The sequence below is a fragment of the Streptomyces sp. NRRL S-920 genome (genome assembly GCF_000717945.1).
In the GTDB taxonomy this organism is placed as follows: Bacteria; Actinomycetota; Actinomycetes; order Streptomycetales; family Streptomycetaceae; genus Streptomyces; species Streptomyces alboniger.
The window spans coordinates 18,163-43,964 of the sequence record NZ_JODF01000059.1 but is presented as its reverse complement, the minus strand read 5'-3'; the positions used below and the strand labels follow the sequence as shown (position 1 = coordinate 43,964).

Annotated in this window: 25 protein-coding genes; 12 read left to right on the top strand and 13 right to left on the bottom strand. The window is 70.6% G+C overall.

Translation table 11 applies throughout. From position 1 onward, the window contains the following. Positions 1 to 127: 127 nt before the first annotated feature. Both IG54_RS0130410 and hemL read right to left on the bottom strand, forming a co-directional pair. Positions 128 to 820 (bottom strand): histidine phosphatase family protein, encoded by a 693-nt coding sequence (locus IG54_RS0130410; protein ID WP_030791796.1) that lies wholly within the window; start codon positions 818 to 820, stop codon positions 128 to 130. After that, the gene (gene hemL, locus IG54_RS0130405) at positions 817 to 2,142 is read right to left on the bottom strand and encodes a glutamate-1-semialdehyde 2,1-aminomutase (RefSeq protein ID WP_030791793.1); all 1,326 of its coding nucleotides are present in this window, start codon (positions 2,140 to 2,142) and stop codon (positions 817 to 819) included. Before hemL ends, IG54_RS0130410 begins: the two co-directional genes overlap by 4 nt. A gap of 163 nt (positions 2,143 to 2,305) precedes the next feature. On the opposite strand from hemL, the gene IG54_RS0130400 reads away from it, so the two are divergent. Continuing rightward, complete coding sequence (locus IG54_RS0130400) at positions 2,306 to 2,914, top strand: hypothetical protein (RefSeq protein ID WP_199809615.1); 609 nt, start codon at positions 2,306 to 2,308, stop codon at positions 2,912 to 2,914. A 43-nt stretch (positions 2,915 to 2,957) separates the two neighbouring features. On the opposite strand, the gene IG54_RS0130395 is transcribed toward IG54_RS0130400, so the two are convergent. The 3 genes from IG54_RS0130395 to IG54_RS0130385 all read right to left on the bottom strand — a co-directional run bounded on the left by IG54_RS0130395 (position 2,958) and on the right by IG54_RS0130385 (position 5,188). After that, positions 2,958 to 3,776, bottom strand: a complete 819-nt coding sequence (locus tag IG54_RS0130395; protein WP_106977132.1) for an aminoglycoside phosphotransferase — start codon at positions 3,774 to 3,776, stop codon at positions 2,958 to 2,960. A gap of 84 nt (positions 3,777 to 3,860) precedes the next feature. After that, positions 3,861 to 4,073, bottom strand: coding sequence for a hypothetical protein (locus tag IG54_RS0130390; protein ID WP_030791786.1), 213 nt, complete (start codon positions 4,071 to 4,073; stop codon positions 3,861 to 3,863). Beyond that, complete coding sequence (locus IG54_RS0130385) at positions 4,070 to 5,188, bottom strand: radical SAM protein (protein ID WP_030791785.1); 1,119 nt, start codon at positions 5,186 to 5,188, stop codon at positions 4,070 to 4,072. Before IG54_RS0130385 ends, IG54_RS0130390 begins: the two co-directional genes overlap by 4 nt. Before the next feature lie 340 nt (positions 5,189 to 5,528). Here IG54_RS0130385 and IG54_RS0130380 point away from each other — a divergent pair, with 340 nt between their 5' ends. Further along, the gene (locus IG54_RS0130380) at positions 5,529 to 5,957 is read left to right on the top strand and encodes an ATP-binding protein (protein ID WP_078594703.1); all 429 of its coding nucleotides are present in this window, start codon (positions 5,529 to 5,531) and stop codon (positions 5,955 to 5,957) included. Here IG54_RS0130380 and IG54_RS0130375 read toward each other — a convergent pair. The 3 genes from IG54_RS0130375 to IG54_RS43175 are packed head-to-tail and all read right to left on the bottom strand — an operon-like array spanning position 5,950 to position 8,006. Beyond that, on the bottom strand, positions 5,950 to 6,663 hold the full coding sequence (locus IG54_RS0130375; protein WP_030791783.1) for a 2'-5' RNA ligase family protein: 714 nt from the start codon (positions 6,661 to 6,663) through the stop codon (positions 5,950 to 5,952). The two genes, IG54_RS0130380 and IG54_RS0130375, sit on opposite strands and share 8 nt — an antisense overlap. A 19-nt stretch (positions 6,664 to 6,682) precedes the next feature. Next, on the bottom strand, positions 6,683 to 7,315 hold the full coding sequence (locus IG54_RS43180) for a hypothetical protein (protein ID WP_051820164.1): 633 nt from the start codon (positions 7,313 to 7,315) through the stop codon (positions 6,683 to 6,685). Positions 7,316 to 7,373: 58 nt separating this feature from the next. After that, the gene (locus tag IG54_RS43175) at positions 7,374 to 8,006 is read right to left on the bottom strand and encodes a hypothetical protein (RefSeq protein WP_051820163.1); all 633 of its coding nucleotides are present in this window, start codon (positions 8,004 to 8,006) and stop codon (positions 7,374 to 7,376) included. 416 nt (positions 8,007 to 8,422) lie between these two features. Here IG54_RS43175 and IG54_RS0130365 point away from each other — a divergent pair, with 416 nt between their 5' ends. The 4 genes from IG54_RS0130365 to IG54_RS0130350 all read left to right on the top strand — a co-directional run bounded on the left by IG54_RS0130365 (position 8,423) and on the right by IG54_RS0130350 (position 10,657). After that, complete coding sequence (locus IG54_RS0130365) at positions 8,423 to 8,953, top strand: GNAT family N-acetyltransferase (RefSeq protein ID WP_030791781.1); 531 nt, start codon at positions 8,423 to 8,425, stop codon at positions 8,951 to 8,953. A gap of 254 nt (positions 8,954 to 9,207) precedes the next feature. Beyond that, entirely contained in the window at positions 9,208 to 9,543 is a 336-nt protein-coding gene (locus tag IG54_RS0130360; protein ID WP_030791779.1) for a YnfA family protein, read from the top strand. Between the two features lie 95 nt (positions 9,544 to 9,638). Then, on the top strand, positions 9,639 to 10,403 hold the full coding sequence (locus IG54_RS0130355; protein ID WP_030791776.1) for an SDR family NAD(P)-dependent oxidoreductase: 765 nt from the start codon (positions 9,639 to 9,641) through the stop codon (positions 10,401 to 10,403). Next, a complete protein-coding gene (locus IG54_RS0130350; protein WP_051820161.1) occupies positions 10,403 to 10,657 on the top strand; it encodes a hypothetical protein in 255 nt (84 codons plus the stop codon). Before IG54_RS0130355 ends, IG54_RS0130350 begins: the two co-directional genes overlap by 1 nt. Before the next feature lie 39 nt (positions 10,658 to 10,696). On the opposite strand, the gene IG54_RS0130345 is transcribed toward IG54_RS0130350, so the two are convergent. Next, positions 10,697 to 11,890: an RtcB family protein gene (locus IG54_RS0130345; protein WP_030791770.1), complete on the bottom strand. Its 1,194-nt coding sequence runs from the start codon at positions 11,888 to 11,890 to the stop codon at positions 10,697 to 10,699. A gap of 181 nt (positions 11,891 to 12,071) precedes the next feature. Here IG54_RS0130345 and IG54_RS0130340 point away from each other — a divergent pair, with 181 nt between their 5' ends. From IG54_RS0130340 to IG54_RS0130330, 3 genes are all read left to right on the top strand, one after another. Next, positions 12,072 to 13,034, top strand: coding sequence for a hypothetical protein (locus IG54_RS0130340; RefSeq protein WP_030791767.1), 963 nt, complete (start codon positions 12,072 to 12,074; stop codon positions 13,032 to 13,034). A gap of 143 nt (positions 13,035 to 13,177) precedes the next feature. Further along, positions 13,178 to 14,101 carry a DUF3558 family protein gene (locus IG54_RS0130335; protein ID WP_063756280.1) on the top strand — a complete coding sequence of 308 codons (924 nt, stop codon included), beginning with the start codon at positions 13,178 to 13,180 and terminating at the stop codon, positions 14,099 to 14,101. Positions 14,102 to 14,255: 154 nt separating this feature from the next. Continuing rightward, the gene (locus IG54_RS0130330; RefSeq protein WP_420712299.1) at positions 14,256 to 15,557 is read left to right on the top strand and encodes a DUF2637 domain-containing protein; all 1,302 of its coding nucleotides are present in this window, start codon (positions 14,256 to 14,258) and stop codon (positions 15,555 to 15,557) included. A gap of 21 nt (positions 15,558 to 15,578) precedes the next feature. Here the strand turns inward: IG54_RS0130330 and IG54_RS39730 are convergent, their stop codons facing one another. Continuing rightward, a complete protein-coding gene (locus tag IG54_RS39730) occupies positions 15,579 to 17,261 on the bottom strand; it encodes a trypsin-like serine peptidase (RefSeq protein ID WP_234336399.1) in 1,683 nt (560 codons plus the stop codon). Between the two features lie 330 nt (positions 17,262 to 17,591). On the opposite strand from IG54_RS39730, the gene IG54_RS0130320 reads away from it, so the two are divergent. After that, the gene (locus IG54_RS0130320) at positions 17,592 to 18,131 is read left to right on the top strand and encodes a hypothetical protein (protein WP_158708955.1); all 540 of its coding nucleotides are present in this window, start codon (positions 17,592 to 17,594) and stop codon (positions 18,129 to 18,131) included. Positions 18,132 to 18,270: 139 nt separating this feature from the next. On the opposite strand, the gene lysS is transcribed toward IG54_RS0130320, so the two are convergent. Further along, complete coding sequence (gene lysS, locus IG54_RS0130315) at positions 18,271 to 20,061, bottom strand: lysine--tRNA ligase (RefSeq protein ID WP_030791752.1); 1,791 nt, start codon at positions 20,059 to 20,061, stop codon at positions 18,271 to 18,273. Between the two features lie 154 nt (positions 20,062 to 20,215). Between lysS and argS the strand changes: the two genes are divergently transcribed. After that, positions 20,216 to 21,976, top strand: coding sequence for an arginine--tRNA ligase (argS, locus tag IG54_RS0130310; protein WP_030791749.1), 1,761 nt, complete (start codon positions 20,216 to 20,218; stop codon positions 21,974 to 21,976). A gap of 11 nt (positions 21,977 to 21,987) precedes the next feature. Here the strand turns inward: argS and IG54_RS0130305 are convergent, their stop codons facing one another. Beyond that, positions 21,988 to 23,196 (bottom strand): PLP-dependent aminotransferase family protein, encoded by a 1,209-nt coding sequence (locus IG54_RS0130305; RefSeq protein WP_030791746.1) that lies wholly within the window; start codon positions 23,194 to 23,196, stop codon positions 21,988 to 21,990. 60 nt (positions 23,197 to 23,256) lie between these two features. Further along, the gene (locus IG54_RS0130300; RefSeq protein ID WP_030791743.1) at positions 23,257 to 24,543 is read right to left on the bottom strand and encodes a helix-turn-helix domain-containing protein; all 1,287 of its coding nucleotides are present in this window, start codon (positions 24,541 to 24,543) and stop codon (positions 23,257 to 23,259) included. Positions 24,544 to 24,794: 251 nt separating this feature from the next. Here IG54_RS0130300 and IG54_RS0130295 point away from each other — a divergent pair, with 251 nt between their 5' ends. Beyond that, positions 24,795 to 25,694: an NAD(P)-dependent oxidoreductase gene (locus IG54_RS0130295; protein WP_030791739.1), complete on the top strand. Its 900-nt coding sequence runs from the start codon at positions 24,795 to 24,797 to the stop codon at positions 25,692 to 25,694. Positions 25,695 to 25,802: the final 108 nt, after the last annotated feature.

Genomic DNA, 25,802 nt, shown 5'->3' with positions numbered 1-25,802 from the left:
GGGCGCGACGAACAACGGGGTTCCTGCACATCGCGGATTATTTGCCGCTCTTTGCCCGAAAGGGACTTACAGTCGCGACGCGATCACACGACGTCAATCAGCGCAATTGAACTCGGCTACTCGGGCCTCAGGCCCCGAAGGCCTTGCCCTTGCCCTTCACCGGCTTGGCGCCCGCGAGGAGATGCGCGGGGACCAGGTCCCGGGCCGGTTCCGAGTAACCGACCGAAACGATTTTGTCGCCGCGGTAGGTGAACGTCGTCAGCGAGGCGAGCGTGCACTGCCGCTTGCGCGGGTCGTGCCACAGGCGCCGCTTCTCCACGAAGCTGCGCACGATCCAGATCGGCAGCTGGTGGCTGACGCAGACCGCCTCGTGCCCGCGGGCCGCGTCCTTGGCCGCGTCCAGGGCGCCCATCATCCGTACGACCTGCTCGATGTACGGCTCGCCCCAGGACGGCTTGAAGGGGTTGACCAGGTGCCGCCAGTTGTCGGGGTTCTTCAGCGCGCCGTCGCCGACCCCGAAGGTCTTGCCCTCGAAGACGTTGCCCGCCTCGATGAGCCGGGCGTCGGTCGCGAGGTCCAGGCCGTGCGCCTTGGCGATCGGCGTGGCCGTCTCCTGGGCGCGGTCGAGCGGGGACGCGACGACGTGCGTGACGTCACGCTGGGAGAGGTGCTCGGCGACCCGGTCGGCCATCTGCCGGCCCAGCTCCGAGAGGTGGTAGTCGGGCAGCCGCCCGTACAGGATCCCGTCGGGGTTGTGCACCTCGCCGTGGCGCATCAGATGGACGACGGTCAGCTCGCCGCCCGCTGCCGTGGCGCTCATGCGGCGACCTCCGTCGCTTCGGCGGCGGCACGCGCGGCGGCCGGCAGGGCGGCGGCGATCCGCTCGATCGCCCGCTCGTCGTGGGCGGTGGACACGAACCAGGACTCGAAGGCCGAGGGCGGCAGATAGACGCCCTGCGACAGCATCGAGTGGAAGAAGGCGGTGAAGCGGAAGGACTCCTGCGCCTTGGCGTCGTCGTAGTTCCTCACTTCGTCCGCGGTGAAGAAGACGGAGAACATGTTGGAGGCGTTCTGCACGGTGTGCGCGACGCCCTCCTTGCCCAGCGCCTCACTCACCAGGCCCCGCACCTGCTCCGAGACCGCGTCGACCTTCCCGTACGCGGCATCGTCCAGGAGCCGCAGCTGCGCCAGGCCCGCGGCCGTGGCGACGGGGTTCCCGGAGAGCGTGCCCGCCTGGTAGACGGGGCCGGCCGGGGCGAGGTGCGCCATGACGTCGGCACGCCCGCCGAAGGCCGCGGCGGGGAAACCGCCGCCCATGACCTTGCCGAAGGTCATCAGGTCGGGCCGCACACCGTCGACGCCGTACCAACCGGCCCTCGACGTGCGGAAGCCGGTCATGACCTCGTCGGAGATGTACAGCGCGCCGTTCTCCCGGCACAGGTCCGCGAGCCCCTGGTTGAAGCCCTCACCCGGCGGTACGACGCCCATGTTGCCCGGCGAGGCCTCGGTGATGACGCAGGCGATCTGCCCCTCGTTCGCGGCGAACGCGGCGCGCACGGCGTCCAGGTCGTTGTACGGGACGACGATGGTGTCGCCCGCCTGGGCGCCGGTGACGCCCGGGGTGTCGGGCAGCCCGAGGGTCGCCACGCCCGAACCGGCGGCGGCCAGCAGGGCGTCGACGTGCCCGTGGTAGCACCCGGCGAACTTGATCACCTTGGCGCGGCCGGTGAAGCCGCGGGCGAGGCGGATGGCGGACATGGTCGCCTCGGTGCCGCTGGAGACGAGCCGCACCTGCTCCACGGGCTCGATCCGGGCCACGATCTCCTCGGCGAGCGCGACCTCCCCCTCGCCGGGCGTACCGAAGGAGGTGCCGCGCGAGACGGCCTCCTGCACGGCGGCGATCACCTCGGGGTGGGAGTGCCCGAGGATCATCGGACCCCACGAACACACGAGGTCTACGTACTCGCGGCCGTCGGCGTCAGTCAGGTACGGACCGGTACCGGACACCATGAAACGGGGCGTACCACCCACAGCGCGGAACGCGCGCACGGGAGAGTTCACACCGCCGGGCGTCACGGCCGCCGCACGGTCGAAAAGAGTCTGCGAAACTGGGGCGCTATACGGGAAGCTCACACGAGCCATGGTGTCAGAGCGTCCGGGCATCCTGCGGACAGGTGTTTCACTCCACGTTTTAGAGGGTGACCGTGGGGGAGGTCACTGACACGATGATCGGGTTGCGTGGCGGGGGCCGCGAGGCCTAGAAAAGACAGGGCCGTGCCGCCCTGGAAAGCAGTCGGGTGGAGATATGCAGCGCGGTGGCGGACTGGGCGAGGGGACCGACGGCCTGGGCCCGCGGCGTGCCCGGCGGGGCAGGCACCGACGCGAGGCGGATCCGCAGCCGGCGCAGGCGCCCGACCAGGTGCACGGCGAGACCACCGAGCCGGGGCGGGACCGGGTGAGCAGCAGGAGTGGCGGGGTGGGGGTGACCTACAAGTACTTCGGGGCTCCGAACGGCGCGACGGCCGCCCGCGTGCCCATCTCGATGCGGCCCGAGGAGCTGGGCGGCGACGAGCTGGGCATGGGCGGCATGTTCACGAAGATCAAGCCGGAGACGATGGCCGCGATGGTCCTGACCGGCATCGAGGGCATACCCCTGCACCAGGTCCCCCCGCTGGAGCTGGTCGTCCTCCACCCGGACTACGCCGTGGTGAAGCTCCCCATGACCGTCGTCGACCCGCTGCGCGGCATCGGCGAGGAGTCGGTAGGCGCCGCCGCCTTCATATGGTCCACGGTCCCGGACCGCGGCGGCCCCCGCGACGCCTTCAACGTCTACCAACTCCTCCACGAGTGGCAGGACTTCAGCCACCGGTTGCATGATGCGGGGCATCAGGCTTATTGCTTGGTGTGGCCCTGAGGCACGTGGTGGTGGGCAGCGCAGGTGGCTCCCGCCGTGATCGTCAGCGGCCGGGGAACGTACCGGGCGCGGCTTGCAGGTGAGCGTGCAAGGCGACCGCATGGGCGGCCATCACAGCCTTCCAGGGTGCGGCATCGGCGCGAGCGATCTCCCGCCACGTCGCAGCGTTGGCGGCGGCGAATGCCTCCTTGGCCTCCGCCGGCGCAGTGCGCCAGGAGGCGAATCGGTTGGCGAAGGCGTCCGCCTCAACGAGCGTGTGTCCGGCTTCGAGCAGGCGCAGGATGAGGATGGCGGGGTCAATCCAGGCTGCGCCGCGTGTGGGCCAGGCCCAGTCGATGATGTGGGCACGGTCGTCCACGATCACGTTGTGCGGGGCGAGGTCGGTGTGCAGGAGGGTGTCGCCGGCGAAGAGGGCGGCAGTTCCTGGCGGGGCGTAGGCGGCCCAGCGCTGTTCGGCGGCCTTGATGAGGAGGTCTGGAGGAACGGTGGTGTTCTGGAGTTCCGCAAGGGCCCCGGCGACGAGGGAGAGGTCTGGGGAGCACGTGCTGTAGTCAGCGTGCCGCCCCGGAAGGACTTCGTACCCGAGGAGATCCCAGCCGGCTGTCTCGATGTGCCAGTACAGGCGGGGGCAGGCGCGGGGGAGGTGTGGGTTGATCGCGGCCTCTCGACGCTGGGCCGGGGCCTGTGAGTGGCCGGTGGGGATGCCCTTGACGAAGACCGGCCCCTGATCGGTGTCGAGGAACGCGGCGATGCCCGAGTTCAGCCCTCCGTCGGCGGTGCGGGCGGCGTGGACGGGGCCCGCCTTGTCGGCAATGGCCTGGCGTGCTTCCAAGGGGAGGTCGTGGAAGTGGCGGCGGATCATGGACACGGCGCGGTTCCTAGGAGAAGGCGATGGGCTGCCCCGGCCAGCGTACGGCCAGGGCAGCGCGCCGGAGCGGGCCCCGGTCTAGTAGGGCTGGTCGTCACCGGCCGAGCAGCTGCACCCGGCGGACTCGGCGACGTCGACGTCCAGGTCACCGATGATCTGGAACGTGCCCTCAGGGACCGGGGGAACGGAGATCGGCACGGGCAAGGCGCCGGTAGCCCCTGGGGGCGGGCACAGGCCGATGGTGACCGGGACCGGTGCGGGTCGGGTCAGGGTGGTGCTGGTGGGAGTCATGCTCCGTAACCTCCGTGTTGGCAGTAGAGCGATCGGTTGTCCCCCGCCTCCTGGTGGAGCTTGGCCAGCGGTCGGCATGTCCTGCATGAGCCGACCTTCGAGCAGCCGGAGCATCCACCGGTGCGGAGCTGTAGGGACTCGGCGATGCCGCCGAGTCGGGGGAGGGCGGTCAGGCCCTGGGTCATGAGGTTCACACTGGGGTCGCGGCCGATCTTGCAGACCGAGGCGATGCCGTGCGGGTCGACGTGGAAGAAGGTATGGCCGGCGTTGCAGCCGGTGAAGACACGGCGGGCTCGGACGTACTTCTCGGCCTGTGAGGCGAGCGGCTTCGCCTCTCCGTCGATCGTCGGGGACATGTTCGTGAAGACCTGGTACGGGAAGCCCCAGCGGTCTTCCACCAGGCGGACCATGTCGTCAATCTCGTGGGCGTTCTCCTCGGCGACGATGATGTTGATTCGCACGGGCAGGCCCGCCGCACGGGAGGCGTGCAGACCGCGGCTGAAGCGGTCGAAGGCGCCGCGGTTGCGGGTGACGGCGTCGTAGGTCTCCGCGGTCGCCCCGTAGAGGCTCACCGTCAGTCGGTAGGGCCGCAGGCGGGCGAACAGCTCCTGCATCCTCACTTTGTGGAGCTGGCTGCCGTTCGTCGATACCTGGATCATCATCCCGAGCCCGGTGGCATATTCGTACGCGGCGGCGAACTGCGGGTCGATCAGCGCCTCACCGCCGGTGATCTGAAGCCACAGGACCCCGGCGTCTCGCACCATCGTGAGCAGGCGCGTCTTGTCGTCCCAGTCCAGGCCCTCGAACCGCTTCTCGCCGAGGTAGCAGAAGCCGCAGTCGTGGTCACAGCCGAGGTTGATCTCCCATGACGCCTTCGCGTACCCGTAGGTGGAGCGCTCGCGGACAAGGAGGGACTCCCGCAGTGGCCCGGAGGGCATGGACATCTGCCATGCAGCCGTGGTCGCCTCGGCGAGCCAGGCCGGGGCCGACTGGTTTTCGGTGACCACCGTGTGCAGTTCCTCGAAGCGGGACTCGGGGATGGCCACTCCCTTGGCGTGACCGGGCCGGAGGAGGAGGTACTGGCCCAGGAACGGACTCGCGATCAGTTGGTGCACGTTGCCTCCAAGTCGTCGGGCAGAAGGTGGGGCGGGTCCGCGCAGAGGTGACCTTGATCCGTCCCCTCTGGCACAGCGAGGCGGAGCCGGTAGGTAGCTCGTACGGGGGCGGGAACGGTGACCTCCTCTACGCGAAGTCGGCGACTCGGACGCCCCTGGAGAGGGCTGGCCGTCGGCTTCGAGGCTCCCGTTGCGGGAGGGGCGTTTCCACGCCGTCGACACGCCGTCTCCCCGCCGTCTGGACGGCGGAGAAGGGTCGGTCGGACGGCGTGGAGACGCGTTGCGGACAAGCGGAACCTGTGGGGTCACGCCCATTCGTACGACCGGAAGAGCGACCGCGATGCAGAAAGACTCAAGCCCGGCAGGCCACCGTCCGCACACGCACTGGATGGCCCTGGCCGGTCGGTGCGAGCCACTCGCCCCGGCCCGTGACCGGGTTCGTACCGTGCTGGCCGACGTCGCCCCCTGCGTGGACGACGCTGTGCTGGTCGTATCCGAGCTGGTAGGCAACGCCGTGCGACACACGACTGCCGGCCCTGACTGTCTGACCATCGAGATCGACGGGGACCAGGTCGTCGTCGCGGTCCACGACCCGGAGCCTGACGACGGTCGTGTGCACCTGTCGGAGACGGCTGCCGATCCGCTTGCCGAGTCCGGCCGTGGGCTATGGCTGGTGCAGACGCTGGCACGTCGGTGGTACGTGGAGACCACCGCCGTCGGCAAGGCGGTCGTTGCCGTCCTGCCGCGCGGGAAGGCGGCGGTCAGCTGAGCGGCAGGCTCGTGACGACATCCCACCGATAGGCGCGGTCCTCGCGTCGCAGCTCCACCAACTGCACTTCCTGGACGTGCAGATCGAGTGGTGCAAGGCCCCGGAGTGGGATGACGGCCTCGATGACCGGGGCAGCGGGGCGTGGCCGGTTGTTGTAGGCCAGGCTCAGGTGGGGGCGGAACAGCGCGGTCGGCTTGCGGGGTGCCAGCCCCAACGGAGCCATGGATTCGCTGAGGGCGGCGTGCAGCGCCAGTACCGGGCTCCAAGGGGCGACCGTCAGGCGTACGGCTCCCCGAGAACCCGCGAGCGGGACCGCCCGCAGGCGGAAGGCTGCCGGGAGAAGCGGGGCCGCCACGCTGATGACGTCATCGAGACGGGGCAGCGGTAGCGCTGCGGAACCGACGCGTGTCAGCGTGATGTGCAACCCGTCGTCAGGGACCGGGTCAAGGCCGAGCGGCGCGAGATGCTGCTGGCAGCGAAGAGCGAGGTCGGTCAGCGCTGGGCTGTCGGAGAAGGTGAGCATCCAGTAGTACGCCCGGGTCTGTGCCGTCCAGCCGGGCCGGTCCCAGTGATCGACCATGGTCTCCACGGCGTCGAAGGCGGCCTGGTCGTGCGCCGTGATCACCGCCGGGTCCCTCAGGTCGGCCGGCGGGTGGGCAGGGAAGGCTGCGGGGTCGGCGCTGAGCTGGATCTGCGGCCAAGGCACCCGGCGAACTCCTTTGTGATCACCCCGCCTCGGCAGGCGGGAGCTGACGGCCCCAGACCTGGAGCTGTTCGCCATACTCACGCACCGCCGGCCGGGACCGCCAAGGGGCTGCTCGCTCGTACAGGTCCCGAGAGCGTTGCCGCACCGAGCTGATAGGCAGCGGGCTGGCCAGAGTGATCGCCTGTTGCCCGAGGAACATGGCGTGCTCCACGTCCGGTGCTTGCTGTTGAAGCACCGCGGTGGCCACATCGAGGCGGACCAGCGAGCGGCTCCACACGGAGTCGGACTTCTCGACCAAGTCGTCGAGGTCCTCGGCGTCTCGCAGCACGTGCCCGGTGTTTTGCAGAGCGACACGGGCGGTCAGCGCATTGGCCAAGGTGCGGGCCCGCCCATACGGCAGGAAGGAGATGCAGGAGGTCAGGCCGGGGGCCACGTCATGCCGGTCGGAAAGCTCCAGCGCCTGCCCGATCGCCCGCTCGGCCTGATGCCGGTCACTGAGCTTGCCGAGCGCCCGGGCCCGGCCGTTGACCAGGAGTCGGATGGCCTGCGGGTGGTTCGGCGCCCGGTCCACTGCGGCGGCGGCCCGCGCGTCGGCCTCGTCGTAACGGCCTGTGTAGTACGCCGCGAAGGACTGGGTGCCGGAGGCCCACATCTCGGTTTCGAGATCGCCGATCGCCCGGCTCAGTTCCAGCGCTTCGGCGCAGTACGCCTCAGCCAGGGGGGAACGCGCCGGTATTCACCGCCATGTAGCCGAGCAGACCGCCGGCGCGTGCGGTGATCCGGAACAGTTCCCTGCGTGCGGACGGAGGTTGCTGACCGGCGAGCAGAGTATGCCCCATGCTGCGCAGGCTCTTCGTCTGTCCCCACAGGCCGTCCGGTCCGTCCTTCTCGTATCGCTCGGTAATCCCCTCGATCCGGGAGGCGAAAAAGGACAGAGTGGTCTGGTCGACGTTGCCACAGGCCAGCTGGCGGCCTCGGGCGACGATCTCCGCCGGGTCTTCGTCGTTGGCAGGCGGGCCTGCTTGGGGAGAAGCCGGAACGTCCGCAGGTAGAGGTTCTGGGGCGCCCAGCGGATAGGCCGAGGCGGAAGCAAACAGGTCGCGGGCAGCCCTGCCCAGCAACTCCTCCAGAATGCGGCACGTGTCGGGGCGGGGAAGTTGCTTCAGTTCCCCACTCATCCACCGGTCGAACTGTCGCGATGAGACCGCGACCGAGGCCAGCCGAGGGTCACCCGCCTCCTTGGCCAGGATCCGGGCCGCGCGGGAGAACTGCACCTCGAACGCCGCGTAGGTCGTGAGGTGGCGCTCTTCGAGTAACTGCCGAAGCAGCGTGTTCCGGGGCATAAAAGACCTCCCAACACGTCGGCGGAACCGGGGGCTCCTCGGCGAACGGCACGCACGCCGGACCGTGCGGCGTATGGGGCGTCCTACGCAAGAGTGCCGACGCGAAGAGCAACTAGGCAGTGAATTTGGCTAAGTTGGCCCGTTCGGGTTGTCCGCCAACGGGTGGATGGACTGACTGCCTCCACGGCACTGAAGAGGAAGCTGGTCCCTCAGTCGGTCCACCGATGCCAGCTCGCCACAGGGCTGCGCGAGTTACGGGAGGCGTCCCGGCCTGACCCTCATCGAGGTGTCGAGGCAGATCGAAGTAAATCAGGGGTCTCTCAGCAGAAGTCCTGGTGGTGCAAGTACGAGTCGTGGGGGTGCGTCAAGGCCGGTGAGCAGGTTCCGTTGTCGGACCCCGCCCTTAGCGTGAGGGCATGGAGCGATCACAGCAGCCGGACCTGCGCCTCGAACCCTGGTCGGACGAGGGGGGCCTGGAACTCCTTACGGGCCTCAACACCCCCGAAATGACGGAGCACTTGGGCGGCCCCGAGACGCCCGAGAAGCTCGCGGACCGCCATCTGCGCTATCTGCGCCTCGGCGGGCTCGACGGCCCCACCGGCGGGGGCCGGATGTTCCGCATCACGCTGGGCGGCGAGACGGCCGGTGCGATCGGGTACTGGGAGACGACCTGGCAGGGCGAGGCGGTCTGGGAGACCGGGTGGGGGGTCCTGCCCGAGTTCCAGGGCCGGGGAGTCGCGGTGGGCGCGGCGCGGCTGGTCGCCGAGGAGGCGAGGGCGGCGGGGCGCCACGCCTTCCTCCACGCGTTCCCCGCGACGGGGCACGGGGCGTCCAACGGGGTGTGCCGCAGGGCGGGCTTCACCCTGCGGGGCGAGTCGACCATCGAGTACCCGAAGGGGAACTGGCACCCCTGCAACGACTGGCGCCTCGCCTTGAGCACCGGCTGACCTTGCTCGGCGCCTTGCGCGACGCAGGGGGCCTGGCGTTACTCCATTGCCAGCACCTCGCCGTTGGGGCGACCCTGTCCCGCCGTTTCGCGGCGGATGCTTCGCCACCCGCCCGCCCGTCTCGCGGCACCGGGTGAGGTGCCGTACGGGCGGGGGCGGGTGGGTGGGGAACTCCCCCGCAACGCAGGGGACGGGCACGCCAAGCTGCCCCGCCAGTCCAAGGCGCCCACGCCAGCCATGCCACCCTGTCCCCCATGCTGATCGCCCGCTCCGCCCTCCTCTTCGTCCTCGCCGCCCTCTTCGAGATCGGCGGCGCCTGGCTCGTCTGGCAGGGCGTCCGTGAGCACCGCGGCTGGGCCTGGATCGGCGCCGGCGTCATCGCGCTCGGCGTGTACGGCTTCGTGGCCACGCTTCAGCCCGACGCCGAGTTCGGCCGCATCCTCGCCGCGTACGGCGGAGTCTTCGTCGCGGGCTCGATCGCCTGGGGCATGGTCGCGGACGGCTACCGCCCCGACCGCTGGGACGTCGTCGGCGCGCTGATCTGCCTCGTGGGCATGGCCGTGATCATGTACGCCCCGCGAGCCCGCTGAGCAGCCCGCCTATCCTGGCTCACGGACGGGCGAACATCACGGGCACAGGCCCGCCTCGGCCTCCAAGGACCCGCCCCACGACCAAGGAGCGCACCATGACCGCCGCCGCCAAGCGCATCGCGATCGTCACCGGGGCCAGCAGCGGCATCGGCGCCGCCACCGCCCGCGGCCTGGCCGCCGCCGGCTACCGCGTCGTCCTCACCGCGCGCCGCAAGGACCGCATCGAGGCGCTCGCCGCCGAGCTGACCGAGGCGGGGCACGACGCGATGGCGTACGCGCTCGATGTCACCGACCGCGCGGCGGTGGACACCTTCGCGACGGCGTTCAAGAAGATCGCCGTCCTGGTGAACAACGCGGGCGGCGCGCTCGGCGCGGACACCGTCGCCGCGAGCGACCCCGCCGACTGGCGCCGGATGTACGAGACGAACGTCATCGGCACGCTGAATGTCACCCAGGCCCTGCTGCCCGCGCTCACCGCGAGCGGCGACGGCACGGTGGTGGTCCTCTCCTCGACCGCCGGGCACGGCACGTACGAGGGAGGCGGCGGATACGTCGCCGCCAAGCACGCCGAGCACGTCCTCGCCGAGACCCTCCGCCTGGAGATCGTCGGCACCCCGGTCCGCGTCATCGAGGTCGCGCCCGGCATGGTCAGGACGGAGGAGTTCGCGCTGACCCGCTTCGGCGGCGACGCCGAGAAGGCCGCGAAGGTCTACGCGGGCGTCGCCGAGCCGCTCACGGCCGACGACGTGGCGGAGACGATCACCTGGGCGGTCACCCGCCCGCCCCACGTCAACATCGACCTGCTGGTGGTCCGCCCCCGGGCGCAGGCCTCCAACACCAAGGTGCACAGGGAGCTTTGATGCCGAACCCGCCCCACGACGCCGCCTCCCCCCGCGACGCGGCCTCCCGCCACGACGCCGCCTCCCGCCGGGCGGCCGAAGCGCTTCAGGCGTACACGCTCTCGGAGGAGGGCTGGCGCGACAGCCCCAGCGAAACCCTCCAGCGCGTCCTCGCCGACCTGCTCCACTGGTGCGACGACACCCAGCGCGACTTCGACAAGGCCCTCACCGCCGCCCGCACCCGCCACGCGGCGGAACGCGACGGCGGCGCCTGACGGATCGCCCGGCCCCCGCGGCGGCCGGGCGGCCCGCGGTCACCCCTTGACGCAGATGACCTGCTTCAGCTTCGCCACGACCTCGACGAGGTCACGCTGCTGATCGATGACCTGCTCGATCGGCTTGTACGCACCCGGGATCTCGTCCACGACGCCCGAGTCCTTGCGGCACTCGACGCCCCGCGTCTGCTCCTCCAGGTCCTTCGTCGAGAAGCGGCGCTTGGCCGCGCCCCGGCTCATGCGCCGGCCGGCGCCGTGGGAGGCCGAGTTGAAGGACGCCTCGTTGCCGAGGCCCTTCACGATGTACGAGCCCGTGCCCATCGAGCCGGGGATGATCCCGAAGTCACCGCCGCCGGCCCGGATCGCGCCCTTGCGGGTGACCAGCAGGTCCATCCCGTCGTACCGCTCCTCGCTGACGTAGTTGTGGTGGCAGGAGATCACCGGATCGAAGGTCACCTTCGCCTTCCGGAACTCCTTGCGGACCACGTCCTGGAAGAGCGCCATCATGACGGCGCGGTTGTGCTTCGCGTACTCCTGCGCCCAGAACAGGTCGTTGCGGTACGCCGCCATCTGCGGGGTCTCCGCGATGAAGACGGCCAGGTCGCGGTCGACGAGGCCCTGGTTGTGCGCGAGCTTCTGGGCCACGCCGATGTGGTGGTCGGCCAGCTCCTTGCCGATGTTCCGCGAACCGGAGTGCAGCATCAGCCACACCGAGCCCGACTCGTCGAGACAGAATTCGATGAAGTGGTTGCCCGAACCAAGCGTTCCCATCTGCTTCGCGGCTCGTTCCTGACGGAATTTGACCGCTTCGGCGACCCCGTCGAAGCGGGACCAGAAGTCGTCCCACCCCGCCGTCGCCATCCCGTGGAAGCGCCCCGGCTCAACGGGGTCCTCATGCATGCCCCGCCCCACCGGAATCGCCTGCTCGATCTTCGACCGCAGCCGCGACAGATCCCCCGGCAGGTCGTTGGCGGTCAGCGAGGTCTTGACCGCCGACATGCCGCAGCCGATGTCGACGCCGACCGCCGCCGGGCAGACCGCGCCCTGCATGGCGATCACCGAGCCGACCGTCGCGCCCTTGCCGAAGTGGACGTCCGGCATGACGGCCAGTCCCTTGATCCACGGCAGCGTCGCCACGTTCTGTAGCTGGCGCATCGCCGATTCCTCGACCGCCGCCGGGTCGGCCCACATCCGGATCGGCACCTTCGCACCCGGAACCTCTACATACGACATATCGCCCTCTTTCCCCCGTAATCCACTACAAGCCTAGAAGCATCTGAAGCGCAAATACCGGAGCCAAGGTCAACGAAAGGGGTATCGGACCGGCGTCCACGGCAGCGCGTGCGATAGACATTGTGTCCACCGGTCGCCCACCAGCGGCAACCGAATATCCCCCACGAGAGGAGCCATCACGGTGCAGCGGAAGGTCTACCTACCCGGTGTCGCCGCGCTACTCGCGGCGCTGCTCGCCGGCTGCACCTCAGGCTCCGGCACGGGCGACGCGTCGGACGACTCCAAGCCTGGCGACAGCGGCAGCTCGGCCGCCGCCGCCGAGCCCGGCAGGTACCGCACGCTCCCCGAGCCCTGCGGCGAGGTCGAGCCCGGCACGCTCGACGCGATGCTGCCCGGCCTCAAGGAGATGGACGACGGCGAACAGCGCGAGAAGGCGTACGAGGGCACGCCCGCGGTCACGTACGACACCGACCGGCGCGTCGGCTGTAGCTGGAAGGTGGAGTCGTCCGGCGCCTCCCACCGCCTCCTCCTCGACTTCGAGCGCGTCGTCTCCTACGACAGCACGGTCAGCGACGACGACCGCGCCGCGGAGGTCTACGCGACCAAGCTCCGGGGCGCGGACCTCTCCCGGCCCGCTTCCTCCGAGCCCGGGGACGAGGAGGACGGCGAGAGTTCCGGCACCCGCTCGGCGAAGGAGTCCGACGACGCGGCGGGCGACAAGGCCCAAGGCGGAGTGGCCCAGGACGGGAAGGCCGCCAGGACCGCGCGCCGCGACGACGACAAGGGCAAGTCCGGTGAGTCGGGCAAGTCCGAGAAGGGCGACAAGAAGGACGGCAAGAAGGGCGGCAAGGGCGACGCGGACGCCACCGCGCCCAGCACCACCCCCGCCACCCCGCCCGCCGGCCTCGAACCCCGCACCCTCGACGACCTGGGCGACGAGGCCTTCCTCGACGACGCCCTCACGACCGCCGCCTCGGCCACCCGACACCGCACCGTGACTGTGGTGTTCCGCACGTCCAACGTCATCGTGACCATCGAGTACGACGAGCAGCCCGGCCGCCGCACGGACGTCCCCGACAGCAAGGAAATGCAGGACAAGGCGCAGGAACTGGCCGAGTCGCTCGCGGGCGCGTTCGACGAGTAGCCGCCGGTCGCGGCGGGCCCCGGCGGGGTCCGGGCTCCGGTGAATCGAGCCACCCGCCGCCCCATGCGCGTACCGTGGCCCCTCGGACCCGACGACGTCACGAGACGAACTGGACGTCACGAGACGAACTGAGTGAAGGAACCATGCACCGACCTGCACAGCGACAGCGACAGCGCCTCAGCCGCATCATCGTCTGCGCGGCCGCCGTACCGGTGATCCTCGTCGCCTCCGGCTGCTCCTCCGACTCCGGCTCCGACTCCGGCTCCGAGGGGGCCAAGAAGGACACGGGCTCGAAGGCCTCGGCCTCGAAGAAGCCCGGGGACAAGCCCGCGAGCGTGGAGAAGGCCGCGTACAGCAAGCTTCCCGAGCCCTGCGAGGTCCTGTCGAAGAAGACGCTCGCGGACCTGGTGCCGAAGGCCAAGGACAAGGGCAAGGCCGGCACGTCCACGGACACGGCGCTGCGCGGCAGCTGCTCGTGGGACAGTCTCGACAACAACGGCGTGGACGGTTCCCAGTTCCGCTGGCTGCGCGTCTCGCTGATGCGCTTCGACTCGGACGCCTCGCTCGGCAGCGGCGCGAAGCGTGCGCAGGACAACTTCGCCAAGCAGGTCGCGGACGCCCAGGCGATCAAGGACGCCAAGGGCGTCAAGGCGGAGCCGGTGCAGGGCGTGGGCGACCAGGCGACGCTCGTGCGATACGACTTGAAGAAGGACAAGGACACCTTCAAGCAGCAGACGTTCGTGACGCGCGTGGAGAACGCGGTCGTCACGATCGACTACAACGGCGCGGGCCTCGCGGGCGACAAGTCCCCCGACGCCGGTGACCTGTCGAAGGCCGCGCAGAAGGCGGCGAAGGAGGCCGCGGCCTCGGTCGTCTCCGCCAACGAGGGCGGCGGCAAGGCGCCGTCCGGTTCGAGCGAGAAGCCCAAGTCCGACGACGCGAAGAAGGACGACGCGAAGAAGGACGAGCCGAAGGCGGGGGACTCGAAGTCGGACGACCCCAAGGCGGACGACTCCAAGGCCGACGACTCCAAGTCGGCCGGCGACAAGCCGAAGTCCAAGTCCTGAACCAGCCGCGCAGGCACAGCAGTTGACGGAGCCCGGCCCCCTGGGGCCGGGCTCTTGGCGTACCGGCCGTCAGGCGGTCCGCACACATGTGCCAGGCTGTCGCTCGCAACGAGCCGATACAGGCTGAACAGGGAGGGGTTCGCGGGTGGCCGCGATGCAGCTGACACGCACGCACCGGATACTCATCGGGGTGGTCGTCGCCGGTGCGGTCGTCATCGCCGGGATCGGCTTCGCGGGGTCGTACGCGGCCGTGCGCGAGCTGGCCGAGAAGAAGGGCTTCGGCGGCTTCTCGGTGGTCTTCCCGATCGGCATCGACGCGGGCATCTGCGTCCTGCTGGCCCTGGACCTCCTGCTGACGTGGATCCGCATCCCCTTCCCGCTGCTGCGCCAGACGGCATGGCTGCTGACGGCCGCGACGATCGCCTTCAACGGCGCGGCGGCCTGGCCCGACCCGCTCGGCACTGGCATGCACGCGGTGATCCCCGTGCTCTTCGTGGTCGCGGTCGAGGCGGCCCGGCACGCGGTGGGCCGGATCGCCGACATCACCGCCGACAAGCACATGGAGGGCGTACGGATCACGCGGTGGCTGCTGTCGCCGCTGCCGACGTTCCTGCTCTGGCGGCGGATGAAGCTGTGGGAGCTGCGCTCCTACGACCAGGTGATCAAGCTGGAGCAGGAACGCCTGGTCTACCAGGCCCGGCTGCGCTCCCGCTTCGGCCGCGCCTGGCGCCGCAAGGCCCCGGTGGAGTCGCTGATGCCGCTGCGCCTGGCCCGCTACGGCGTCCCCCTGGCGGAGACCGCCCCCGCGGGCCTGGCCGCCGCCGGCATCGAACCGGCCCTGCTCCCCCCGGTCCCCCGGCAGCCTGAGCTGACGACGCCCGCGCAGCAGGAACTCCCCCAGGCCTCGCGCCGCCCCCAGCCGGACCCCGCGCCGCAGCCCGAGACCCGGCCCGAACCGCAGCCCGAGCCGCAGCCCGAGGCGGACGCCCTGCCGCACACGAGCCCGTGGTTCGCCCGGCACCCCGCGTCGTACGCCCCCGAGGAGCCGTACGACCAGTGGTACGAGGAGCAGGCGCCCTACGACGACCACGGACCGCACGGCGACGAGACGCCCGAGCCCCACGAGGCGCCGCAGCCGCAGGCCCCCACGGAACCCGAGCCCGAAGCCGAGGCCGAAGTTGAAGCCGAGGCCGAGCCCGAGGCCGAGGCCGACGTCCTCGGGCTCCCGGAGGACCTCAGCCGCGAAGAGGCGTACTTCATGGCGTTCCGCAAGTACGTCAGCGAACTGGGCGACTACCCCAACGCCCGCCAGTTCAGCCTCTACTTGATGGACCTGTACGGCGTGACGGGCCAGGCGGGCGGCCCTCTCACGGAGAGCACCCTGCGCCCGTACCTGCGCGACTTCCGCTCCCGCTACCAGCAGGACCTGGACGCGGGCGCGGAATACATCGCGTAGCCGCGGAGCACCCGGTCCGGGTCAGGAGACCTTCGGCGGAACGAGGTTGATCTCCCGGCCGGGCTTCGTCGTGGTGTCGGCGTAGAGGGTGACCTCGCCGTCGCTCCACCGTACGAGCAGGTCGTCGGGCCGGCCGTTGGCGGTGAAGGCGCCCGCCGTGACCGCCTTGGCGTGCTTCCACAAGGCGGCGGAGGTCTTCCACCGGGTCTCCTTGCCGAGGCCGCTCTTGCTCACGTCCTGGTAGAGGGAGCGCCGGCCGTCGGCCCAGCGGACGACGATGTCCCAGGAGGCGTTGCCGGTGAAGTCGCCGCTGGTGAGCAGGGTGGCGCCCTTCCAGGTGGCGTTGGCCCGCTGAAGCCGGGTCTCCCTCTTGAAGCCGCCGCCGTCCACGTCGGCGTAGAGGCTGACCTCGCCGTCGCTCCACCGCACGACCACGTCGTCGAGCCGCTTGTCCCCGCTGAAGCGCCCCGCGGTGATCTGTCCGGCGTGCGTCCACACGGAACGGGCCGCGGCGAGCTTGGTCTCCCTGCCGAGGCCGTCGGCGGACACGTCCCGGTACAGGGTGACCTCGCCGTCGGACCAGCGCACGATCAGGTCGGAGAGCGGGCCGCCGGTGAAGTCGCCGCCGGTGATGGTCGTGGCGTGCTTCCACGTGGCGTTGGCCTTCTTCAGGCGGCGCTCGCCGGTGAAGCCGCCCTTGCCGTCGCCGGGGCGGAGGGTGACCTCGCCGTCGTCCCACACCACGAGGAGGTCGGCCTTGCCGTCACCGGTGTAGTCGCCGCTCGCCGTGCGCTTGGCGTGCTGCCAGGTCTCGCCGGTGCCGAGTGAGGCGGGCAGCGGGGGCCGCTCGACCACGGCGGCGTCGTTGACGGCGTCGTCGTAGAGCTTGAACACCTCGCCGTCGTAGTACGGCGCGTAGGAGACGGAGTCGGTCGCCCCTCCGCCGCCGACGCCGCCGAGGTTGCCGACGACCTTGCCGGTCCCGGTCCGCTCGTCGTAGTCCATCAGCCACGGGCTGCCGGACGTGCCGCCGTAGAAGCCGCCGCACTCCATGCGCAGCTGCTTGTATCCGGAGAGCCGGGTGGTGTTCACCCGGCACTTGATGGCCTGGTCCCTGGGGGCGTTCCTGGCCGAGGGGTAGCCGATGACGGTGACGGCCACCCGGTAACCGGGCGTGCGCGTCAGCGTGTTGGCGCCGGTGACCTGCTCGACCTGCCGTCCGTCCTTGTCGGCCTTGACGGTCGCGAAGGCGAAGTCGAGGTCCGAGCCGGGGCCGCGGTCGGTGTGCCGCGGGTCCCGGAAGACCCGGTCGACCGCCCAGATGCCGTGGGGCTGCTGCGCCGGGGTCTTGCCGGTGCGGTACTGGGGCACGAAGGCGTACTTGTCGCCGTTGCCGCAGTGCCCCGCGGTGAGGATGAGGTTGCCCTTGGGGCTGTGCACCACGCTGGCCGTGCAGTTGTGCGTGGACATGTCCTTGTCGACGAAGTAGAGGACGCCGATGGTCTTGGAGCCCGCGTAGCCGGTCTCGGCGGTCGGGGCGGCGGGCGCGACAGCCGGCGCGGCGGCAGGCGCGGCGGCAGGCGCGGCGGCAGGCGCGGCAGCGGTGTACGCGGCCGGGGAGGCGGAAGCGGCCGGGGAACTCCCCGCACTTCCCGCGTCCCCCGCACTCCCCGTCACCGGTTCCGGCGGAGTCGCCGACTCCATGCGCTCGGCGGTCCAGAACCGCTCCGCGGCCGCCGCCCCCCACTTTTCGCCGCTCTCTTTCGGAACGGCCGTGCTTTCACTGTCCTTTGACGGGCCCGGTGGTGGCGGGTCCAGCGTCGCGGCGGAAGCGCCGGCCGCCGAAACGGCGAGCAATCCGCCGCCTATCCCCATGGTGAGGGCCCTGGCCCAACGGGAAATGCGCACTCTTGCCTTTCTGCTGGAACACCCGAGGTCGGCGGGTGTCCAGACTCCCCCTGGTTAAGATCGCAAAGAACGGACCCAGCGAACCGGAAATGAACGCCGGCCGGCCGAACCCGAGGACTGCACCTTATGCCACGTAAACTCGCCGCGGCCGCTGGAGCGCTCGCCCTCGCCCTTTCACTGGCGGGAATTCCGAGCGCCGCCGCGGAGGCGGGTGAAAAGGGTCAACTCAGCGTCACACCCGGCTCGGTGGCACCCGGGGAGAGCGTCACGCTGTCCGTTCTGAACCCGGAACTGATGGACCAGATGGACGACGACCACCGCGTGACCGTCCATTCCGACGCCTTCGCGCGGCCGGTGAGACTGGCCCCTTCCGGAAAGGTCTCCTGGAAGGGCCGGGCCATGGTCCGCTGCGATGCCGAGCCCGGCAGCCACACCCTGCGCTTCGACCAGCCGGTGCCGCCCGACGAGGCGCGGACGAACGGCAGGGTGACGGTCGAGGCGCGCGGCGCGACACCCCGTCCCGAGTGCGCCACGGCGGCCAGGGGGTCCACCGGGTCCACGGGCGACGACTGGACCCCGGCGACCGTCACCATCACCGCCGCCGCCCTCGCGGTCATGGCCGGGCTGGCCTTCTTCGCCGTACGCCGCCACCGACGACGCCCCTGATACGCGAACGGGTGGGGGCCGTGCCGTCGCGAAGCAACGACACACGCCGCAGTGATGGGGTCTCCCCTGCTCGAGCGAAGCCGAGAGCTTGGGGAAGTGCCAGACCCCGCGGCCCGCGGCATGATCCGCCGGACAGGCCCTACGCGCCGAGCAGCTTGCGCACCCGCTCGGCGCCCACGGCCAGCAGCAGCGTGGGCAGCCGCGGACCCGTCTCCCGGGTCACGAGCAGCCGGTAGAGCAGCGCGAAGAACGTCCGCTGCGCGACCTTGATCTCCGGCGGCAGCTCCTTGGCCGTCGCGTCCGCCGAGAACCCGGCCCGCACCTTCGGCACGCCGTACACCAGGTGCGTGAGGCCGTCCAGGGACCAGTTCTCGTCCAGGCCCTCAAGGAGCAGCCGCAGCGAGTCCCGCGACTCGTCGTCCAGGGACGACAGCAACTCGGTGTCGGGCTCGGAGCGCACGATCGTGCGGGCGTCCGCCGGGACCTGCGTGGTGATCCAGTTCTCGGCGCGGTCCAGCCGCGGCCGGACCTCGTCGAGCGAGGTCAGCGGCGCGGAGGGGTCGAGGTCGCGCAGGATCCGCAGCGTCTGGTCCTCGGCACCGGCGGTGATGTCGGCGACGGAGGCCAGCGTGCGGTACGGCAGCGGCCGCGGGGTGCTCGGCAGCTCACCGGCGGCGGTGCGCACCGCGCGGGAGTGCGCGGACGCGTCGGCGGGCAGCGCGGAGCCGTCGGCGACCTTGGCCGCCAGCTTGTCCCACTCGTCGTAGAGCCGCTGGATCTCCTGGTCGAAGGCGATCTTGAACGACTGGTTGGGCTTGCGGCGCGCGTACAGCCAGCGCAGCAGCGGCGCCTCCATGATCTTCAGGGCGTCGGCCGGGGTCGGCACGCCGCCCTTGGAGGACGACATCTTCGCCATGCCGCTGATGCCCACGAAGGCGTACATCGGGCCGATCGGCTGCACGCCGTCGAAGATCTGCCGCACGATCTGCCCGCCGACGACGAACGACGAACCGGGCGAGGAGTGGTCCACGCCGCTCGGCTCGAAGACGACGCCCTCGTACGCCCAGCGCATGGGCCAGTCGACCTTCCAGACCAGCTTGCCGCGGTTGAACTCGCTCAGCCTCACGGTCTCGCCGAAGCCGCACGCCGTGCAGGTGTAGACCAGCTCGGTGGACTCGTCGTCGTACGACGTGACGGTGGTCAGGTCCTTCTCGCACTGTCCGCAGTAGGGCTTGTACGGGTAGTACCCGCCGCTGCCGCCGCTGCCGTCGTCCTCGCTCGCCGCGCCGGACCCCTCGGCGGCCTCCAGCTCGGCCTCGTCGACCGGCTTCTGCTGCTGCTTGCCCTTGCCGTTCTGCCCGGCCTTGGCGGGGTCCTTCTTCGTGCGGTACTGGTCGAGGATCGCGTCGATGTCACCGCGGTGCCTCATCGCGTGCAGGATCTGCTCGCGGTAGGCGCCCGAGGTGTACTGCTCGGTCTGGCTGATCCCGTCGTACTCCACGCCCAGCTCGGTGAGCGCCTCGGCCATGGCGGCCTTGAAGTGCTCGGCCCAGTTCGGGTACGCGGAGCCGGCCGGGGCGGGCACGGAGGTGAGGGGCTTGCCGATGTGCTCGGCCCAGGATTCGTCGACGCCGGGGACGCCGGCCGGCACCTTGCGGTAGCGGTCGTAGTCGTCCCAGGAGATCAGGTGGCGGACCTCGTGTCCGCGGCGGCGGATCTCGTCGGCGACCAGGTGCGGGGTCATGACCTCGCGGAGGTTGCCGAGGTGGATCGGGCCCGAGGGGGAGAGGCCGGAGGCGACGACGATCGCCGGTCCGGCGGTGCCGTGCTGTTTCGCGCCCGGGGCACGACGCTCCGACTCGGCGATGACCTCGTCCGCGTAGCGGGAGACCCAGTCGGTGGTATCGGTGCTCTGAGCCACGATCGGCACGCCCTTCTTCTTCTACGTGAGTACGTGAGTACCGCTTGACGCAGCCATTCTCCCAGGTCGCCCCGTAACCGCGAAAACCGCTTTTCACCGCGTGGGATACTCGGCTTCTGTAGCTTCAGCACGCCCAGGCACCCGAGCAGAACGGCACCCATTCATGGCCTCGGTCACGTCCCTCACCGACTCCGTCCACCAGCGCCTCGCGGACGCCCTCTCGGCTGCCCTGCCGGAGGCCGGTTCCGCGGACCCGCTGCTGCGACGTAGCGACCGGGCCGACTTCCAGGCCAACGGCATCCTGGCGCTCGCCAAGAAGCTCAAGGGCAACCCGCGGGAGCTGGCCACGCAGGTCGTGTCCCGGATCGAGAGCGGCGACCTGCTCGCCGACATCGAGGTCTCGGGCCCCGGTTTCCTGAACGTGACGGTGACCGACAAGGCGATCCTGGAGACGCTCGCGGCCCGTGCCGCCGACGGCGACCGGCTCGGCGTCCCGCTGAACCCGCGGGCGGGCACGACGGTCATCGACTACGCCCAGCCGAACGTGGCCAAGGAGATGCACGTCGGCCACCTGCGGTCCGCCGTCATCGGTGACGCCCTGCGCCACATGCTGGACTTCACGGGCGAGAAGACGATCGGCCGCCACCACATCGGCGACTGGGGCACCCAGTTCGGCATGCTCATCCAGTACCTGATCGAGAACCCCGGCCAGCTGGCCCCCGCCGCCGACGTCGACGGCGAGCAGGCGATGAGCAACCTGAACCGCGTCTACAAGGCCTCGCGCGCGGTGTTCGACGCGGACGAGGAGTTCAAGGACCGAGCGCGCAAGCGGGTCGTCGCCCTCCAGTCCGGCGACAAGGAGACGCTGGAGCTGTGGCAGCGCTTCGTGGACGAGTCGAAGGTCTACTTCTACTCGGTCTTCGAGAAGCTGGACATGGAGGTCCGCGACGACGAGATCGTCGGCGAGTCCGCGTACAACGACATGATGGCCGAGACGGCGCGGCTCCTGGAGGAGTCGGGTGTCGCGGTCCGCTCGGAGGGCGCGCTCGTCGTGTTCTTCGACGACATCAAGGGCAAGGACGACAAGCCGGTCCCGCTGATCGTGCAGAAGGCCGACGGCGGCTTCGGGTACGCGGCCTCGGACCTCTCGGCGATCCGCGACCGCGTCCTCGGCCTGCACGCCACGACCCTGCTGTACGTGGTGGACGTACGCCAGTCGCTGCACTTCAAGATGGTCTTCGAGGCGGCCCGCCGGATGGGCTGGCTGAACGACGACGTCACGGCCCACAACATGGGCTACGGCACGGTGCTCGGCGCGGACGGCAAGCCGTTCAAGACGCGTGAGGGCGAGACGGTGCGCCTGGAGGACCTGCTCGACGAGGCGGTACAGCGCGCCGCCGAGGTCGTACGGGAGAAGGCGCGCGACCTCACCGAGGAGGAGATCCAGGAGCGGGCCTTCCAGGTCGGCATCGGCGCCGTGAAGTACGCGGACCTGTCGACGTCGGCGAACCGCGACTACAAGTTCGACCTCGACCAGATGGTGTCCCTGAACGGCGACACGTCCGTCTACCTCCAGTACGCGTACGCCCGTATCCAGTCGATCCTGCGCAAGGCGGGCGCGCAGTCGGGCCCGGTGGCGCACCCGCAGCTCGCACTCGCCCCGGCGGAGCGGGCGCTCGGCCTCCACCTGGACGCCTTCGGCGACACGCTGGCGGAGGCCGCCGCGGAGTACGCCCCGCACAAGCTGGCCGCGTACCTCTACCAGCTGGCGTCGCTGTACACCTCGTTCTACGACAAGTGCCCGGTCCTCAAGGCGGACACCCCGGCCCAGATCGAGAACCGCCTGTTCCTGTGCGACATCACGGCCCGCACCCTGCACAAGGGCATGGCCCTGCTGGGCATCCGGACCCCCGAGCGCCTCTGAGGTCGCAGAAGTCACCCCACCAGCGCGCCCCTGAGCCTGTGCAGTCCCTCGGCGATCTCGTCGGGGGACTGCGTCACAAAGCACAGCCGCAAGGTGGAGACGTCCGGCGCACCCGCGAAGAACGGCGCACCCGGGACGTACGCCACGTCGTGCGTGACGACCCGCCGCAGCAACTCCCCGCTGTCCCATCCCTCGGGGAGCCGCGCCCAGATGAACATGCCACCCTCGGGCCGCCCCCAGCCGGACCCTTCCGGCAACGCCTCCGCGAGGCCCGACAGCATCGCGTCCCGCCGCTCGCGGTAGACCCCCGCGACACGGGCGACGTGCGCGTCAAGATCCGAGTCCGCCAAGTACCGTGCGGCGGCGAGCTGGTTGACGGTCGGCGTATGCAGATCCGCCGCCTGCTTGGCCACCGCACAGGCCCGCAGCAGCGCGCCCGGCGCCCGCAGCCAGCCGAGCCGCAGCCCCGGCGCCATGACCTTGGAGAAGCTCCCGAGCAGGACCGAGCGCTCCTGGGCCCCCGGGTACGTGGCGATCCACGGCACCCGCTCCCCCTCGAACCGCAGCTCCCCGTAAGGGTCGTCCTCCACGATCCACACCCCGCGCCGCTCGGCGATCCCGGCGACCGCCGCGCGCCGCCCCGCGGGCAGGGTGCGGCCGGTCGGGTTCTGGAAGGTGGGCACGGTGTAGAGCAGCTTCGGCCGGTGCAGGGCGACGAGTTCGTCGAGGGCGGCCGGGTCCATGCCGGACTCGTCGCAGGGCACCGGCACCACGCGCGCGCCCGCGAAGGCGAAGGCCTGGAGCGCCGCCAGATAGCAGGGGTCCTCGACCAGGACGGTGTCGCCGGGCTCCACCAGCACGGTCGCGAGGAGCGAGAGGCCCTGCTGCGATCCCGTGGTGACCAGCACGTCGTCTGGGGCGGTCGCGAGCCCGCGCGCGGAGGTGCGCGCGGCTATGGCGGTACGCAGGGCGGGCTCGCCCTCGGTCGTCGAGTACTGGAGCGCCCGCTCGGGTATCTCGGCGAGGACCGCGCGGAAGGCGGCCGCTATGCCCTCGCCGTCGAAGAGGCCGGGGGCGGGCAGGCCGCCCGCGAAGTTGATGACCTCGGGCCGCGCGGTGACCGCGAGGATGTCCCGTACCGGCGAACCTCCGACCGCGGCGGCGCGCGCGGCGAGCGGCGGCATGGGGGCGGCGGCTCGGGGTGGCTCGGTGACGGTCATGGCGGCGGCTCCTTCGGCTCGGACGGCTCTGCCCGCACCCTAAGCCCTCTTAGTGACAGTTCAACTGTCCAGCTGCCGGTACCACTTCGAGCTGCCGGGCGGCCAGCCGTACGAGGGGCGCTCCTCCCGGCCGCTGGTGCGGAACGGCTTGCCCTGGTCGTCGACGCGCAGCGTGCCGTGCCGCTTGCCGCTCGACCACTCCAGCTCCAGGTACCAGCGGACGTCGTGTGACGTGGTGTGCGCCTTGATGTAGAAGACCTCGGGGTCGTTCTCGCTCACCTTGTACGGGAAGTCCCGCTGGCCCCCCTTGGGTGTGGTGCGCGGCGCGTTGTCGTCGAGGTCGACGCCGAAGGACTTGGTGTTCACCTTGCCGCCGCAGCCGGTCTCCATCGCGTAGTCGTTCCAGGCCAGCGGCGCGCTGGTGCTCCGCACACGGACGTCCATGTCCTGGAGGACGACGGTCTCCTCGCCGATGCCCTGCACGGTGACCTCGATGAACTGCTCGCCGGACGAGACGGCGCCGAGGTCGGCCACCCAGGCGGGCGCGTCCTGCTCGGACGGCGGCTGCGGCACCTCATGGGCCTTGCGGTTGACCAGGAAGTGCTGGGTGCAGGCGTCTTCGTAGACGTACGGGCGGGTGCGTGTCGTCAGCGGTTCGACGAGGTCGTCGGTCGCGGAGCCCCCGGCGGACGAGGTCTCGTTGCCGCCGCGTCCGCCACCGCTGGCCCGGGGCGCGCCCGATGGGGGGCTGCCCTTCTTGAACGGCGACGCGGAGGGACCGCCCCCCTTCTTGGTGCCCTTGCCGTCGCTCCGGTCCTTGTCTCCCTCGCCCTCGCCGTCCCCGCCGTCCGGGGCGGCGCTCGGGTGGGCAGGGGCGGCGGCCTTGTCGTTCCGCTTGGGCCCGCCGTCGTCGCCGTTCATGGCGAGGGCCACGGAGCCGACCCCGATGACGGCGACCCCGGCGGCCGCGGAGACCAACGTGACCAGGCGCCGCCTTCCCGCTTTGAGGGGGCGGTGGGCAACAGCGGCCTCAGCCTCCGGACCCTGCCCCGCTTCCGCTTCCGCTTCCGGTGCCGGTTCCGGTTCCGGTTCCGGCCGGGGCTCGGCCTTCTGCCCCTTCGCCGCGTCCGCCAGGATCCACCGCCGATGGACCTCGACGAGTTCCTCGGGCGACGCCTTGCAGAGCCGGGCGAACCGCTCCACGGGGGCGAAGTCCACCGGCACCGCGTCGCCGTTGCAGTACCGGTGCAGGGTGGACGTACTCATATGGAGCCGCTTGGCCAGCACCCCGTAGCTGAGCCCCGACCGCTCCTTCAGCTCCCGCAGCAGCTCCGCGAGAGACGCCATCGCCACCCTCCACCCTTCTCTCCAGACGGTCCACGGGCACCGCGCGCGGCAACACCCGTGGCACAGACGACGATTAAGCACAGCACGGTTCCGCATCCCGCCACCAACCGGCACACCGCCGCCTTTTCCGATTCGGCCCACACACCGTTCGGTAAGTACCGCACTAATTAGTCAGTACTTGTCGCGTCCCAAGGGCAGCCCGAGGATCGAGGTGTACGCGGAAAACACGCCACGCCTCCCGAGGAGCCGTCATGCCCGAGAAGAACAATTCCGTAGCCGTACTGGGCCTCGGCCTCATGGGTACGGCCCTGGCCTCCGCTCTGCTCAAGGCGGGCCATGACACCACCGTATGGAACCGCACCGCGGCCAAAACAGGCCCCTTGGCCGCCCAGGGCGCGAGACCCGCCGAGACCGTCACGGAAGCCGTCGAGGCCGCCCCCCTCGTCATCGTCTGCCTCACGAGCAACGACCGCGTCCGCGCCCTTCTGGAGCCCGAGGCGCCCGCCCTCGCCGGCCGCACCCTCGTGAACCTCACGAACGGAACCCCCGACCAGGCACGGGAGTTCGCGGACTGGGCGGCCGAGCACGGCATCGCGTACATCGACGGCGGCATCATGGCCGTCCCGCAGATGATCGCCACGCCCGGCGCGTACATCCTCTACAGCGGCACCGACGAGCAGGCGTACGAGACGCACCGGCCCACGCTCGCGGCCCTCGCGGAGACCAAGTGGGTCGGCAAGGACCCGGGCGCCGCCGCCCTGTACGACCTGTCCCTGCTCACCGGCATGTACGGCATGGTGATGGGCGTCGCCCAGGCGTACGCCCTGATCGGCAGCGGAGGCGTACCGGCCCGCGAGTTCGCGCCCCTGCTCAAGGACTGGATCAACGCGATGACGGCCGGCCTCGTGCCCGGCATGGCCGAGGCGCTGGACTCCGGGCGGCACCTCACGGACGTGTCGTCCCTGGCGGTCAACCAGGCCGCGCTGCCGAACTTCCTGAACGCCTTCACCCAACAGGGCCTGAGCACCGAGCTGTTCGAGCCGCTCCAGACCCTCCTGGACCGGGCGATCGACGAGGGATACGCGGCCGACGGCCTCTCCCGCCTCGCCACCCTGATCAAGGAGGACCGGACCGCGGCCAAGAAGGACTGACCACCACAACCGAGGGGGCACCGCGGTCGTATGGAGGGACCTGTCCGACTGGATTTCTATTAACCCCAACGGGTGGCCGGAATTCAGATAGTCGGCGGCGGTCCACAA